Origin of the sequence: Blautia sp. HCP3S3_C4 (assembly GCF_052064095.1) — a bacterium.
Classification (GTDB): Bacteria; Bacillota; Clostridia; order Lachnospirales; family Lachnospiraceae; genus Blautia_A.
Map to the genome: position 1 here is coordinate 200,966 of NZ_JBQHWF010000003.1, position 13,370 is coordinate 214,335.

17 protein-coding genes and 1 pseudogene are annotated in these 13,370 nt (G+C 40.4%); 14 read left to right on the top strand and 4 right to left on the bottom strand.

What is annotated here, in order from left to right; translation table 11 throughout:
• Window positions 1-66 precede the first annotated feature (66 nt).
• Both ACTNC6_RS04535 and ACTNC6_RS04540 read right to left on the bottom strand, forming a co-directional pair.
• Window positions 67-852, bottom strand: a complete 786-nt coding sequence (locus ACTNC6_RS04535) for a DUF3800 domain-containing protein (RefSeq protein WP_441043315.1) — start codon at window positions 850-852, stop codon at window positions 67-69.
• A 9-nt stretch (window positions 853-861) separates the two neighbouring features.
• Window positions 862-1,326, bottom strand: coding sequence for a helix-turn-helix domain-containing protein (locus tag ACTNC6_RS04540; RefSeq protein ID WP_441043316.1), 465 nt, complete (start codon window positions 1,324-1,326; stop codon window positions 862-864).
• 172 nt (window positions 1,327-1,498) lie between these two features.
• On the opposite strand from ACTNC6_RS04540, the gene ACTNC6_RS04545 reads away from it, so the two are divergent.
• Window positions 1,499-1,732 carry a DUF739 family protein gene (locus ACTNC6_RS04545; RefSeq protein WP_441033147.1) on the top strand — a complete coding sequence of 78 codons (234 nt, stop codon included), beginning with the start codon at window positions 1,499-1,501 and terminating at the stop codon, window positions 1,730-1,732.
• A gap of 27 nt (window positions 1,733-1,759) precedes the next feature.
• A complete protein-coding gene (locus ACTNC6_RS04550; RefSeq protein ID WP_441032912.1) occupies window positions 1,760-1,921 on the top strand; it encodes a hypothetical protein in 162 nt (53 codons plus the stop codon).
• Here ACTNC6_RS04550 and ACTNC6_RS04555 read toward each other — a convergent pair.
• On the bottom strand, window positions 1,911-2,078 hold the full coding sequence (locus ACTNC6_RS04555; protein ID WP_441032915.1) for a hypothetical protein: 168 nt from the start codon (window positions 2,076-2,078) through the stop codon (window positions 1,911-1,913). The genes ACTNC6_RS04550 and ACTNC6_RS04555 overlap by 11 nt on opposite strands.
• Window positions 2,079-2,227: 149 nt before the next feature.
• Between ACTNC6_RS04555 and ACTNC6_RS04560 the strand changes: the two genes are divergently transcribed.
• The 8 genes and pseudogenes from ACTNC6_RS04560 to ACTNC6_RS04595 form a co-directional block, all read left to right on the top strand.
• Window positions 2,228-2,416: a hypothetical protein gene (locus ACTNC6_RS04560; RefSeq protein WP_441032918.1), complete on the top strand. Its 189-nt coding sequence runs from the start codon at window positions 2,228-2,230 to the stop codon at window positions 2,414-2,416.
• 152 nt (window positions 2,417-2,568) lie between these two features.
• Window positions 2,569-2,721, top strand: coding sequence for a hypothetical protein (locus tag ACTNC6_RS04565; protein ID WP_441043317.1), 153 nt, complete (start codon window positions 2,569-2,571; stop codon window positions 2,719-2,721).
• A gap of 13 nt (window positions 2,722-2,734) precedes the next feature.
• The gene (locus ACTNC6_RS04570; protein ID WP_441032924.1) at window positions 2,735-2,950 is read left to right on the top strand and encodes a hypothetical protein; all 216 of its coding nucleotides are present in this window, start codon (window positions 2,735-2,737) and stop codon (window positions 2,948-2,950) included.
• 178 nt (window positions 2,951-3,128) lie between these two features.
• Window positions 3,129-3,380 (top strand): hypothetical protein, encoded by a 252-nt coding sequence (locus ACTNC6_RS04575; protein ID WP_117674585.1) that lies wholly within the window; start codon window positions 3,129-3,131, stop codon window positions 3,378-3,380.
• Between the two features lie 2 nt (window positions 3,381-3,382).
• A complete protein-coding gene (locus ACTNC6_RS04580) occupies window positions 3,383-3,676 on the top strand; it encodes a phage holin family protein (RefSeq protein ID WP_441043318.1) in 294 nt (97 codons plus the stop codon).
• Window positions 3,677-3,722: 46 nt separating this feature from the next.
• Entirely contained in the window at window positions 3,723-4,208 is a 486-nt protein-coding gene (locus tag ACTNC6_RS04585) for a glucosaminidase domain-containing protein (RefSeq protein WP_441043319.1), read from the top strand.
• 41 nt (window positions 4,209-4,249) lie between these two features.
• Entirely contained in the window at window positions 4,250-4,954 is a 705-nt protein-coding gene (locus ACTNC6_RS04590) for an N-acetylmuramoyl-L-alanine amidase (protein ID WP_441043320.1), read from the top strand.
• A gap of 76 nt (window positions 4,955-5,030) precedes the next feature.
• Window positions 5,031-5,471 (top strand): annotated as a pseudogene (locus ACTNC6_RS04595) (manganese catalase family protein); the annotation flags it as partial.
• Between the two features lie 29 nt (window positions 5,472-5,500).
• Here the strand turns inward: ACTNC6_RS04595 and ACTNC6_RS04600 are convergent.
• Window positions 5,501-6,109, bottom strand: coding sequence for a TetR/AcrR family transcriptional regulator (locus ACTNC6_RS04600; protein ID WP_441043321.1), 609 nt, complete (start codon window positions 6,107-6,109; stop codon window positions 5,501-5,503).
• 219 nt (window positions 6,110-6,328) lie between these two features.
• Here ACTNC6_RS04600 and ACTNC6_RS04605 point away from each other — a divergent pair, with 219 nt between their 5' ends.
• The 4 genes from ACTNC6_RS04605 (at window position 6,329) to acpP (ending at window position 13,221) form a co-directional block, all read left to right on the top strand.
• Window positions 6,329-8,419, top strand: a complete 2,091-nt coding sequence (locus tag ACTNC6_RS04605; protein WP_441043322.1) for an efflux RND transporter permease subunit — start codon at window positions 6,329-6,331, stop codon at window positions 8,417-8,419.
• Window positions 8,420-8,479: 60 nt separating this feature from the next.
• Window positions 8,480-11,530 carry a hypothetical protein gene (locus ACTNC6_RS04610; RefSeq protein ID WP_441032941.1) on the top strand — a complete coding sequence of 1,017 codons (3,051 nt, stop codon included), beginning with the start codon at window positions 8,480-8,482 and terminating at the stop codon, window positions 11,528-11,530.
• A gap of 75 nt (window positions 11,531-11,605) precedes the next feature.
• Window positions 11,606-12,841: an FtsW/RodA/SpoVE family cell cycle protein gene (locus tag ACTNC6_RS04615; RefSeq protein ID WP_441032944.1), complete on the top strand. Its 1,236-nt coding sequence runs from the start codon at window positions 11,606-11,608 to the stop codon at window positions 12,839-12,841.
• 146 nt (window positions 12,842-12,987) lie between these two features.
• Window positions 12,988-13,221, top strand: a complete 234-nt coding sequence (gene acpP, locus ACTNC6_RS04620; protein WP_173743241.1) for an acyl carrier protein — start codon at window positions 12,988-12,990, stop codon at window positions 13,219-13,221.
• Window positions 13,222-13,370: the final 149 nt, after the last annotated feature.

Sequence of the window (13,370 nt, forward strand, 5' to 3'; positions counted from 1 at the left end):
TTTCTTTTGAAGCATGTGATAATATATTTGAACCACTGAAAGCGCGAATGCGTCGTAGGTGGTGTTTTATTTTGGATAAATAACAAGACCATACTTTTTAGGACTGGCTTTTAAATTTAAAGTTCCATTATTAGCCAATGTAGCCATAACACGTCCGACAAACTCAGGAGTGATTAACTTCCCAACTCTGTTTGGCAGAGGTTCTTCAAGATATCTGGTTTTGTAATAAAGATGAACAAAAAAAGAAACAAAGTCACATATTTGAATAAAATAAGATTCTTCAGAGTCTTTTTCCATAATATCTTCAATTAAATATTTGATGGGTTTATTCACATATCCGCCAAACTGCGATTGAATAGGGTTATAAGCTCTAATAGCTCTTGCGGTTTTTCTCATTGGACTGATTCTGCCCTTATCAGTTATGATTATAAAATTCCAATCCCCATTACTATCATTTTCAATTCGCTGAATATTATATGTAAGAGCGTGCTCAAGTACAGAATAGTCATTGGATTTTATTTTCCGTTTGTCAATGATTACGTTCACAATAGAAACATCCAGCGCAGCAATAGCTAAAGTAAATTTCTTCAAAATATCAATTTTCTGTTCAGTACTCCATCCAAAAGTACGATATGGGTTTTTGTCGGTCAGAAATTGTTTGGTATGCATTTCCATTCCAGTGTGAAAACCATATTCAGCCTTTAAAGATTGTCGAAATTTTTTTAAAGTATCATAATTCGTTTGCCATGATTCTGTTGGCATGCTCAGACTGGTCAATATGAAGGCACTGCTGGAATTGGTATTAAGTCCGTCATCACCAGTTTCATCACAATAAACAATTCGTGTATTCATAACTTTCTCCTATAACCATTCTTTATCATCTTTCATAACATCATCAGCATGTTTCTTTTGCTCCTCAGTTGGATTCATCTCATGCGCAGCGTTTGGCAGTAATGCATCTTCCATCTGCTGGGTGGAGAGAAGGTTCTTAGAGTAGGCGAGAACCTTTCTCTGGTTATGAGGAGACAACTGATTGCATACTTCTATGATCTCCTTACACTGAGTAGAGACGGAAGAACTCTGAACAGATTCTGTCTTATTGGGAACTCTTTCCATAGGAACATCAAAACCCATAAGCCATGCTTCGCTTACGTTTAATGCTGATGCAATAGCATCTATATTATTTTGTCTAGGCTTATATTTTCCTGATATATATGAACTAAGTTGTCCTTTATCAATATTGGCCCTTGCTGCCAACTGAGTTTGAGTAATTTCACGAATTTCCAAACCTTGTTTTATTCTTTCTTTTATATCAACCTTGTCCAAAGCAAAACCTCCTTAAAGATTTCTTTAATAGAATTATAAAACAGAAGTTGAGAAAATATCAATAATTATTTATAAAAATTGAGAAAAACTTAAAAACGCCATTGACATATTTACACGACAATGGTATTACACAGACGGTTGAGAAAAACTCAACTATAGGAGGTGAAAGAAACTGTTTTACGACTATAGAAAATTGCGCGGGCGCATAAGAGAAAACTTTGGCACGCAAGCTGAATTTTCAAGGAATATTGGATTATCAGAAGTGTCTGTTAGCAATAAATTAAACAATGTGGTGGACTGGGGACAGGATGAAATGGAGAGTGCAATAGTTGCATTAGAGATTCCTCTTTCCGATATTCATTCTTATTTTTTTACCCATGTAGTTGAGAAAAACTCGACTAAATAATTGAATATCCAGAAAGAGGTGAGAACCATGACGATACAGAACAAAGTTGATGAAACTATAGGAACGTTATGCGACAGAATACAGGAAAAGGTGAAAGAAAATTCAATATGCACAGAGGAACTTGTAGCATTGGTAAGCGCTCTGGCAGAACTTACATCTGCCAGAGCAAAACTTAAAGTTACTCTTTAGCAGAATTATTAATTGTTTCTACAATTGTATTGAAGAAACTTGTAACTTCTTTTGCTGTTTCGGCTGCAGTTGCATATTTCGCAATTAAATTATTCTGAATAGCAAGTTCAGTAAACGTTTTTGCAAGCTGATATTTCGCAGATTCGTTAACAGACATGGGCTGCGTCTCCTTTCTTTTATACTCGAGTATGCCAGTACTCTGTACTTATAAGATAGGAGCAGTAGAACAGACCGTCAAGGAAAACGGTTCGACAGAATTCGAGATTTATCGAGAAAAAATAATCAAGATTAGGAGGCGAAAAGAGAATGAGCACAGTAGGTATAGTATACGCAAAGGAAGTACCTATGATAAAAGTCAAGCAGATAAAAGAAATAAATGGAAAAGGAACCCCTCTGCAAACAGTAATCCAGTATTGGACAAAAGATGGAATACTTGTTGCAGAAGGAAGAGCAAATCAGTTTGATGAACCCGAAATGAATGCCACGGCATCTTGATACGCTAAGTCAGCATCAATAAAAGTAACGAATGCTTTAATGAACTGCTTTAGCTCCTTTAAACCATCGAAGACTTTGAAAGGGAGCAGGATAAGGGGATGGAACTCTGTACAACCATATTACATAGCATAACTCAAGAGAGGTGATTACATATGGCAGTAATTAAAGAAATCAAATACAGATCCGGGATAATCCGGATCCACGATGACTACTGTAAGAACAACACAAAAGAAGACAACCAGAAGATCATTGATAATGTATCTAAGATCATTATCGGATATTACCAGAAACAGAAAATTGGATAAGGAAGGTGAGAACATGGAGTACAAGATGGTCGTGTCCCTCTTAATTGGGTACATAGCTGCACTGCTCCCGATCTGGAACTGGGAAGGGAAATTAGAACTCTTTACAGGGACAATAGTCCTGAGCGTGATGAGCCTGATCGCTCTGATCTGGATCCAGGAGAAGAAGAAAGCAATTAAAAAAGCCCTCACGTCCGCCAACGTGAGAGCAACAAAAAAACAACTTTCATAGATAGTATAAAGAACATGAAAAGAAATGTCAAGGAGGAACATATATTACATATTTTTAGAGAGCAGAAATGCTCTCTTTTTGTTTAGGAGAAATCTATGAGAAGAATTAGAGCGGAGCCAAGAGAGGCTTTTTCCTTTCTGGCAATTGCGCCGGCGCAATTGCCAGAAAGGAAAAAGAGATGGAAACAATCATTTCAGCCTGCATCAGTGCGGCGGTTACATTAATTGTATGCGTGATCAGCAATAATGCACAGCAGGAAAAGACACGAACTCTTATGGAGTACAAGTTGGAAGAGTTGACCAAAAGAGTAAATGAACACAATAACCTCATCAAAAGAACTTATGCTCTGGAAGAAAAAATGAGTGTACATGAGGAACAAATCAAGGTTGCGAATCATAGAATAGAAGACCTGGAAAGAAAAGGAGAATGATTATGGAACAGATTACAAATTATGTAAAACCGGAACTCGTTGTAGTAGCAATTGCCTTATATTTCGTAGGAATGGCACTCAAACAGGCGCAGGCAGTGAAAGATAAGTATATTCCGCTTATCCTTGGCGGAATCAGCATTGCAATCTGTGCGGTCTATGTGTTTGCCACTTGCACCTGCGGTACCGGACAGGATGTTGCAATGGCAATCTTTACGGCAATCACACAGGGAATTCTGATTGCCGGTCTTTCTACATATGTGAACCAGATCGTAAAACAGGCAAACAAAGACGAATGATTCAAGGGATGGGAAAATATCTCCTTTTAGGCGGAGGAAAAAACAAATGTTAAGAATCATGGGTAAGTCAAAAGCTACAGTGGAACAGCTCCAGACTTATATTAAAAAGGTAAATCCCAAAGTGACCGATTCGGTCACAAAATTAGCGGCAATCTATATAACAGAAGGAGAAGCAGAAGGCGTTCGCGGAGATATAGCTTTTGTGCAGTCATGCTTGGAAACGGGGAATTTTACATTCTGCGGATCAGCGGTGGACTTTGAACAAAATAATTTTTGCGGCCTAGGAGTTACTAAAAACGGAATGAAGGGAAACAGCTTTGATATACCGATCAAAGGGGTCAGAGAACAGATTCAACATTTGAAAGCGTATGCCAGCAATGAAAGACTGATGCAGACTTGTGTGGATCCACGCTTTTTGTATGTCGCAAGAGGCACAGCAGAATATGTTGAATGGCTTGAATCCAGGAGAATCCAACACACCAAGGCTGGGCTGCCGGAAAAGGATATGGAAAACAGATCATTAGAATCTTGAACGCTATATTAGGTTCAGAAGAACCGGAAAGTGAGGATGTTATGAATTATTTTATTTGTGTAGGTCATGCCGATTATGGCAATGGAGTTATTTCTTCGGCTGACGGTACTGGTTGTGGTGGAGTGAACGAATACAAATATAACAAAGAGCTTGCCCCTTATGTAGTTGAATGGCTAAAGAAAGCAGGCCATAAAGCAACTCTTTGCATTGCTCCAGAAGGACAGCTTCATTCCCTGAATGATGAAATTAATTACTTCATCGGAGAAGAAGGAAAACAGAATTGTGATCTGTCTGTTCAACTTCATCTGAATGCATTCAATGGCAATGCACATGGATGCGAAGCATATGCCTATAACGAAGCCGGAAAAGAAGTGGCAGCAAGAATTTGCGAGAAACTTGGGACTATCTGGGATAATAGAGGACCACAGATTAAAACAGGTTTGTATTGGACCAGAAAGACAAAAGCTAAAGCTGTCCTGATCGAGAGCTTCTTCTGCGATTCAAAATCAGATTACGAAAAAGCAAAGAAACTTGGCTTTGATGCTCATGCAAAGCTGATTGCAGAAGGAATCATTGGTAAGAACATTACGGGAGATACATCAACAAAAACAAACTCTGGAAGTACAAAAAAACCAACAACGAGATACTATGTACAGGTTGGAGCGTATGCAAAAAAAACAAATGCTAAAGAAATGGTCGATAAGTTGAAAAAGGCCGGTTTTGATGCAATAATTAAGAAGAAATAAAAGTATATGATTCAAAAAGAGCTCCAAAGTTACTTGGGGCTCTTTTTGAAATAATCAATGATAACCTTTATGTGCTGACGAACTGGCACATTTAGAGATGGTATCTACCATTGTTCATCAGCTTACACGGGATCTCTCCATGGAGGAAATTGAAAAGTCAGGTTTTGGACCTTACTATATTGATCATACAGTGGGAGTATGGCCTCAGGCTGCAGGAGGAATTCCCTTTAATGCCTGTGAGTTTCAGAGTAAAGGAGATCCTGTCACGGATTTATTTGAAGATCTTGCAGCAGAGCAGAAGGCCAGGTCAACCTATGATAATATCCTGCGCGTTGTGCGGGATATACCGGAGATAGCAGATCCCATCAAATTTCTGAGAGCCAGAGAGATTGTACATTTTCAGAGATTTGGAGAAGCGCTGCGGTCTGTTCAGGAGAATCTGGATGCAAAGAATTTCTATGCCTTTAACCCCAGCTTTGATAATCCCTGCAAGGCGTCATGTAAAGACTGCAAATAGCATATAAAATAAGGATATTTTTAAATAGACTAAGCAGGAGCTGCCTCAAAGGTTTTCATAATGGCAGCAATGGAGGCATGCAGATAAGGCCGGTACTGTACCAGAGGTACCGGCTGCTGATAGAGGATGCAGCTGTAACAGGAGGAGCCGACCAGTTCAATAATAGTGAAAAGAAGCAGCTCCGGATTTTCGTAGGTAACCCTGCTTTTTGAAAGCATATCCAGATAGGACTGATAGAAATGGTAGTCTTCATCTGGCATTTTTTCCTCAAAAGCACCCTTAAAGATTCCCCAGGAGAGATTCTTGGAGATGAAAAGAAGGAGAGTATGGTCTCTGTCTAATTCTGTAAGTATATAATCTACAATAAAATGTACCTGTTCTTCAAAATCACAGATATCAGTTCGAGCCAATGCTTCATGGGCATGATAAAAAAGCTCCCCTGTCTTGTGGGAGATAAGTTTATTTCGGACATCATATTTATCTTTGAAATAAAGATAGAAAGTTCCCTTGGCTACACCTGCCTGATCTACAATATCTGAAATTGTGGTTTTGGTAAGCCCTTTTGTGGTAAATAGCTCAAAAGCGGTAGTGAACAGAGCATCTTTTTTCTTTTTTTTATTCAGCTCCAGTTTTCCCATTACAGTTCCCTCTTCCATACATTCTTACTTTTTATTTTAAACAAAAATGACTGAAAGTCAATATTACATTTTTGTTCTGGAAAAATTTAGGCAAATTGTGCAGAATGATTATTGACTGACAGTCAGTTTTGGTATATAACATTCCATGAAATAAAAAATGACTGTTGGTCATAGAATGATTAAACAGTATCAATAAGAAAGAAAGAAGAGGAGAAAAGGATGATTAAGGTAGGAAAGTGGATTGCAAAACACAAAATACTGATCATTATCATTGGAATTGCATTGCTGATCCCGTCATATCTTGGTATAGCGGCCACCAGAATCAACTATGATGTATTGAGCTATCTGCCGGATACTCTGGAAACAGTAAAGGGTCAGGATATTATGGTAGATCAGTTTGGAATGGGAGCCTTCTCCATGATTGTAGTGGAGGATATGGAACTAAAGGATGTAGCGGCTTTGAAAGAAAAGATAGAGGCTGTAGATCATGTGAAAAAGGTTTTGTGGTATGATAGTGTATTAGATCTGTCGGTACCTGTGGAAATGCTCCCTAAGGATTTGAAAGAGGCTTTTTTTAACGGAGATGCAACCATGATGATTGCGTTGTTTGATAATACAACGTCGTCAGAAACTTCCATGGAGGCTGTAACACAGATCCGCAAGATTACTTCAAAGAACTGTTTTGTCAGTGGAATGACAGGTATTGTTACTGATATCAAGCAGATCGCGCTTAAGGAAATGCCGATTTACGTTGTGATCGCTTCCTGCCTTTCCCTGGTAGTACTTCTCCTTGCAATGGATTCTCTGGTAGTTCCGGTTCTGTTTTTGCTCTGCATCGGTGTGGCAGTTTTATATAACCTGGGAAGTAATATTTTCCTTGGTCAGATTTCCTACATCACTCAGGCTCTGACAGCAGTACTTCAGCTTGGTGTTACCATGGACTATTCCATTTTCCTGCTGAACAGCTATGAAGAGAATAAGAAACGCTTTGAAGGTGATAAAGAGAGAGCAATGGCACATGCCATCAATGCAACCTTCAAATCTGTAATCGGAAGTTCCATTACAACAGTTGCAGGATTTATCGCACTTTGTTTTATGACATTTGCACTTGGACGTGACATGGGTATTGTAATGGCAAAGGGTGTTGTAATTGGTGTTTTATGTTGTGTAACTTTACTTCCGGCTTTGGTACTTACCTTTGACGGAGCAATTGAGAAGACAACACATAGGCCATTGCTTCCAAGTTTTGACAAGGCATCTGCTTTTATTACAAAGCATTATAAAGTATGGCTGATCATTTTCCTGGTAATGCTTTTCCCGGCTATCCATGGAAACAATAATCTGAAAAACTACTATAATATTGATAAATCATTGCCTTCTACTCTGGATAGTAATGTGGCAAATGCAAAGCTTCAGGATACCTTTAACATGAATAATGTACATATGGTATTGCTAAAGAAGGGACTGACATCAAAAGAGAAAACAGAAATGCTTAGCCAGATCAAAGATGTTAACGGTGTGAAATGGGCACTGGGAATGGATTCCTTCATAGGTGCTGCATTCCCGGATACCATGATTCCCGGTGATCTGAAGAAGATGCTGGAGAGTGATGAATATGAAATGGAATTTATCTGTTCTGAATATAAGACAGCAACAGATGAAGTAAATAACCAGATCGATGAGATCCAGAAGATTGTAAAAGGTTACAGCCCTGAATCCATGGTAATTGGTGAAGCACCTCTGACAAAGGATTTACAGGATGTTACAGATGTAGACTTAAAGACAGTAAATACCATTTCCATTCTGGCAATCTTTATTATTATCATGATCGTATTCAAATCCATTTCTCTTCCGGTTATCCTGGTTGCAGTTATTGAATTTGCAATCTTCGTTAATATGTCTGTTCCATATTATCAGGGAAAGGAAGTTGTATTCGTAGCAAGTATTGTTATCGGATGTATCCAGCTGGGTGCAACTGTTGACTATGCGATCCTGATGACCAGCAGATATCAGAAGGAGAGAGGCCTTGGAAAAGGCAAGAAAGAAGCCATTGCTATTGCACATAAGACTTCCATGAAGTCAATTGTGATCAGTGGATGCAGTTTCTTCGCAGCAACCTTCGGTGTTGGTCTTTATACACAGGTTGACATGATCGGAAGTATCACAAATCTGCTTTCTCGTGGCGCGGTTATCAGTACTTTAGTTGTACTTCTGGTACTGCCGGCAATGTTTATGATATTTGACCCACTTATCTGCCATACATCTATTGGATTTGCCAAGAAGAAAACAGCAGAAGAGAAGAAAAAATAAGAAACAGATCTGTAAAAGAAGCTTATTGTAAAGAGATAGAATATAAAGGAGTAATTTATTATGAACAGAAACAGAAAAAAAGCAGCAGCCGCTACTCTGGCAGCAGGAATGGCAGCAGTTTTAAGTGCAGGAACCGTGATGGCAGCAGTGCAGACAGGAAGCAGTGATGTTTCAAAGGAAGAGACAGTTTATGTAAATACAACCGCAGAGGGAGAAGTTACAGATGTAACAGTATCTGACTGGCTGAAAAATTCAGGAAAAAATTCCACTGATGTGAAGGATGCTTCAGACCTGGCAGATATTAAAAATGTGAAGGGCGATGAGACCTTTACTCAGAAAGGTGATAATCTTACCTGGAATACAGACGGCAAGGATATTTATTATCAGGGTAAAACAGATAAGGATTTGCCGGTTTCTGTAAGTATTAAATATTATATGGATGGAACTGAGATTTCTCCGGAGGAGCTGGCCGGCAGAACAGGACATCTGAAGATGGTGGTCACCTATACCAATAATTCTAAAAAGACAACTAAAATTGATGGAAAAAATACAGAGATTTATTCGCCCTTTGTTATGGTTACAGGAATGATCCTGTCCACAGATAATTTCAGTAATATTACAGTGGATAATGGAAAGGTTATTTCCGATGGAAGCAGAAATGTGGTAGTAGGCCTGGGAATGCCGGGATTGAAAGAAAGTCTGGATCTTACTTCTGATATGGCAGATAAGATTGATATTCCAGAAGGATTTACCATGGAGGCAGATGTTACAGACTGTGAAATGAGTTCTACCTTTACTGCTGCATTGACAGATATTTTCAAGGACATGGATCTGGGTGATGTGGATGGACTGGATGATCTGAAGGATTCCATGAATGATCTGAAGGATGCTGCTCTGAAGCTTGTGGATGGTTCTAAAGAACTGTATGACGGAACAGATACCTTAAATGAAAAATATAAGGAATTTGCAGATGGAATCAGCAGTCTTCAGTCTGGAGTAAATGAATTAAGTGATGGTGCCAAGACTCTGGATGACGGAGCAAAGAGTCTGGATGAAGGCGTCCAGAAAGTAGACAGTGGAGCAAAAACCTTAAGTACAGGAGCGAAATCCCTGAACAGCGGCGTATCCTCCTATACCTCAGGAGCGGATACTCTTTCAGCAGGAATCAGACAATATACAGCAGGTGTAAATACACTGGACAGTAAAATGGAAGAATATCAGGCGGGAATGAAATCCCTGAGCGACGGTGTAAATGCGTATGTTGCAGGAGGCAATCAGCTTGCAGGAGGTGTGCAGAATTACGTTAATGGAGCTACCACACTGACAGACGGAATGAAACAGTATATTGCCGGAGCCAGCCAGCTGGCAGGAGGTGTGAGCCAGTATGCAGGAGGAATCAAGAGTCTGGTTGAGGGAATGGGTCAGATGGTTCCCGGGATTGATACAGCAGTAAAGGGAATACAGTCTGCAGCAGAGAAAATGACAGCCCTTTCTTCACAGATTGATCCTGATATGATCAAGAATTTTGGACAGAATGTAACACAGTATACAGATGGTGTATCTGCATATACAGAAAAGGTACAGGAATATATAGACAGTGTGGAACAGCTGGCAGCAGGTTTATCCTCATTGGAAAGCTCATTGAATACGCTGGCATCCTCTCAGACGTCTTCCATTCAGCAGGGAACAAATGCCATGTCCGCACAGCTGGACAACAGTGCGGATACTATGAACAGCCAGGCTGACGAAATCGAATCCTGGATCAGTAATGCTTCTGAGGTTTCAGTGGATGCTTCTTCTGTGGAAGCAGGTATCAGCTCTGTGAATGGAAGTCTGGAGGCAGCAGAAGCTGCACTGAACAATATTGATTACAGTAACATGGATGAGGAAACTGCAGCAGCAGTGGCATCTGCAGTAAACAGTGCACTGGGTTCTGTACAGGCAGCAGAGGCTACTGCCTCAGGAATTGATACTTCTACGATTACAGCATCAGCACCGGATACTTCAGCACTGCAGGCGGCAGCATCAGCACTGAGAAGCTCTGCACAGACAGCATCAGCAACTGCAGAAACCCAGGAAGAAGCTGTTAATTCAAGTGTAGAGACCCTTCAAAAACAGCTGGAGCTTCTGAGCTCCGGAATGCAGAATGTAAAAACAGCGGTAGACACGCTGAATGCAGGAGCACAGACATTGACAGCAAATGATGAAGCATTGAAGAGTAGCGGAGCACAGCTTTCCGGACTTGGAACACAGCTTTCCCAGGGTGTGAATGGAATGAGCACCTTATTTACCCAGATGGAGGAACAGCTTCCGGTTATGCTTGAGGGAGTAAAACAGCTGCAGGCCGGTTCTGATCAGCTGACAACAGCCAACACAAAGCTTCAGAACGGTTATGAAAGCCTGGCAAAGGCAAGCACTGAACAGATGATCTCAGGAGCAGATACACTTCTGAAGTCAGGTCAGACCCTTACAGATGGTATTACAACTTTGCAGGGCAAAAATAATGCCAATGCCAATGCTTTGCTGAAGGGAGCTAAGACTCTTAAAGATGCCAGAAAGACTTTGACAAGCGGTATCTCTCAGATCAGTTCTGCTACCGGACAGCTGGTAAGTGGCGTAGGAACACTTGCTTCCAACAGCGGAGCTCTTACCAGTGGAGCTTCCCAGCTTTCTGCAAACAGCTCTTCATTAAACAGCGGAGCCTCCCAGCTTGCAAGCGGGGCAGATACTCTTGCAAATGGAACAGGTACCCTTGCAAGCGGAACCAAGACTTTAAAGAGTGGAACCAGCAGTCTGGTTTCCGGAGTGGGTACACTGAAGGATGGTGCTGATAAGCTGGCTGATGGAAGTGATCAGTTAAAGGATGGAATCAGTGATCTGAAGGACGGAGCAAAAGAACTGTATGATGGCCAGGAGAAATTCTATAAAGAAGGAATTGAAAAACTGGATGAGACAGTCACCGACGATCTGCAGAAGATTTTGGATCGTTTTGAGGCAATCCAGTCTGATGATGTTATGTATACAACCTTTACAGACAAAGCTTCTGATATGGACGGAAATGTGAAATTTATTTTTGAGACAGATCCGGTGGAAATTTCAGACGAAGATTAAATGTTATTATGGTAATTCATTGCGTCTGCGGAAACTTTCTGCTATAATACGAAAAAGATAAAAGGTTATCATAAGATGAATGGTAACAAGCGATATAATGAAGGTGATTCCATGCAGAAAACAAAAACGCGGAAGCAGAGCGGGATTTCCGGTGCAAAAGCAGGCAGATCCATACAGCATGCCAGGGCAGATTATTACGATTACAGTCTGGTGGCAGTCATAGTGCTTCTGATCTGCTTTGGACTGGTTATGCTGTACAGTACCAGTTCCTATATGGCGGAAGTGAAATATGGAAATGATATGTTTTATTTTAAAAAACAGGCAGCGATCAGTGTAGCGTGTATTGTGATGGCTCTGATCATTTCCAGAATTGATTATCATATTTTATATTATTTTACTACAATTTTATATGTAGCAGCATTTGGACTTATGCTTCTGGTAAAAACCCCTCTGGGAACTGCTGCCAATGGTGCCCAGAGGTGGCTGCAGATCGGACCGATCCAGTTTCAGCCATCAGAGATTGCAAAAGTGGCAGTCATCGTGTGTCTGCCCTACATGATCATCAAAATGGGACGCAGGATCAAAACTCTGAAAGCATGTATGGTTCTGTTGGGCGTGGGTGGTCTGCTTGCGTTTGGGGCTTACCAGTTTACAGATAACCTGAGTACAGCAATTATTATCTTTGCGATTACGGTTGGCCTGATCTTTGTGGCACATCCGGATACAAAAATATTTTTTATTCTGGGAGGGGCAGGAATTGCCGGGATTGCAGCTTTGGTCATGTTTTTGAATGCCACAGTCAGCGTAGACGGAGATATCAGCTTCCGTCTTCGTCGTATTATGGTATGGCTGCACCCGGAGGATTTTGCAGATACCTGGGGCTATCAGACAATACAGGCTCTGTATGCCATTGGTTCCGGAGGCTTTTTTGGCAGAGGGCTGGGCAACAGTATCCAGAAGCTTGGAAGTGTGCCGGAAGCACAGAATGATATGATTTTTTCTATTATCTGTGAGGAACTGGGGATTTTCGGCGGGATCATTGTGTTGCTTTTATATGCTTATCTTTTGTACAGATTATTTTTTATTGCGCAGAATGCACCGGATATGTTTGGGTCTCTGATGGTCAGCGGTATTTTTATCCACATTGCACTGCAGGTTATCCTGAATATTGCGGTTGTGGTAAACCTGATGCCGAACACAGGAGTTACGCTGCCATTTATCAGCTATGGAGGTACATCCATTGTATTCCTTATGGCAGAAATGGGACTTGCGCTCAGTGTGGCACGGCAGATTAAATTTAAGGATTCCTGACAATAATAAGATAACAAAAATAGTGCTTGACAAATGGAATAGGAGCATATATACTTTGAACATCAAAGTAATTATGAAATAAAACATCCGGCAGAGAGATAATAACCGAATCATACTGCAGGACTTAATTAAAGGAGAAAAAAGCAATGTTAGAAAAAATGAGCAAAATGATCGCAGAGCAGTTAAATTGTGATGCATCCGAGATTACTTCTGAGACTTCTTTTAAAGATGACCTGGGAGCAGATTCCCTTGATCTGTTTGAACTGGTTATGGCTCTTGAGGACGAATATAATGTTGAGATCCCGGCAGAGGAGCTTACAGATCTGACAACTGTTGGTGCAGTTATAGATTACCTTAAAAACAAAGGTGTAGAAGCATAATAAAGTGAAGCAGAACTCCTTGGAGACCTGGCTGTTACCAGGCTCCGGGGAGAATTTTTTAAATATATATTTTGATATACAAAATATTTAATCATAAAACTAATGGAATATCAGGGGAAAATATTTTTTGCCCTGAACTTGTAATATAT

Excerpts from the sequence above, each read along its gene's own strand:
- ACTNC6_RS04535 (WP_441043315.1), bottom strand. The coding sequence starts at position 852 with ATGAATACACGAATTGTTTATTGTGATGAAACTGGTGATGACGGACTT.
- ACTNC6_RS04550 (WP_441032912.1), top strand. The coding sequence starts at position 1,760 with ATGACGATACAGAACAAAGTTGATGAAACTATAGGAACGTTATGCGAC.
- ACTNC6_RS04555 (WP_441032915.1), bottom strand. The coding sequence starts at position 2,078 with ATGTCTGTTAACGAATCTGCGAAATATCAGCTTGCAAAAACGTTTACT.
- ACTNC6_RS04560 (WP_441032918.1), top strand. The coding sequence starts at position 2,228 with ATGAGCACAGTAGGTATAGTATACGCAAAGGAAGTACCTATGATAAAA.
- ACTNC6_RS04565 (WP_441043317.1), top strand. The coding sequence starts at position 2,569 with ATGGCAGTAATTAAAGAAATCAAATACAGATCCGGGATAATCCGGATC.
- ACTNC6_RS04570 (WP_441032924.1), top strand. The coding sequence starts at position 2,735 with ATGGAGTACAAGATGGTCGTGTCCCTCTTAATTGGGTACATAGCTGCA.
- ACTNC6_RS04575 (WP_117674585.1), top strand. The coding sequence starts at position 3,129 with ATGGAAACAATCATTTCAGCCTGCATCAGTGCGGCGGTTACATTAATT.
- ACTNC6_RS04580 (WP_441043318.1), top strand. The coding sequence starts at position 3,383 with ATGGAACAGATTACAAATTATGTAAAACCGGAACTCGTTGTAGTAGCA.
- ACTNC6_RS04585 (WP_441043319.1), top strand. The coding sequence starts at position 3,723 with ATGTTAAGAATCATGGGTAAGTCAAAAGCTACAGTGGAACAGCTCCAG.
- ACTNC6_RS04590 (WP_441043320.1), top strand. The coding sequence starts at position 4,250 with ATGAATTATTTTATTTGTGTAGGTCATGCCGATTATGGCAATGGAGTT.
- ACTNC6_RS04600 (WP_441043321.1), bottom strand. The coding sequence starts at position 6,109 with ATGGGAAAACTGGAGCTGAATAAAAAAAAGAAAAAAGATGCTCTGTTC.
- ACTNC6_RS04605 (WP_441043322.1), top strand. The coding sequence starts at position 6,329 with ATGATTAAGGTAGGAAAGTGGATTGCAAAACACAAAATACTGATCATT.
- ACTNC6_RS04610 (WP_441032941.1), top strand. The coding sequence starts at position 8,480 with ATGAACAGAAACAGAAAAAAAGCAGCAGCCGCTACTCTGGCAGCAGGA.
- ACTNC6_RS04615 (WP_441032944.1), top strand. The coding sequence starts at position 11,606 with ATGAATGGTAACAAGCGATATAATGAAGGTGATTCCATGCAGAAAACA.
- acpP (WP_173743241.1), top strand. The coding sequence starts at position 12,988 with ATGTTAGAAAAAATGAGCAAAATGATCGCAGAGCAGTTAAATTGTGAT.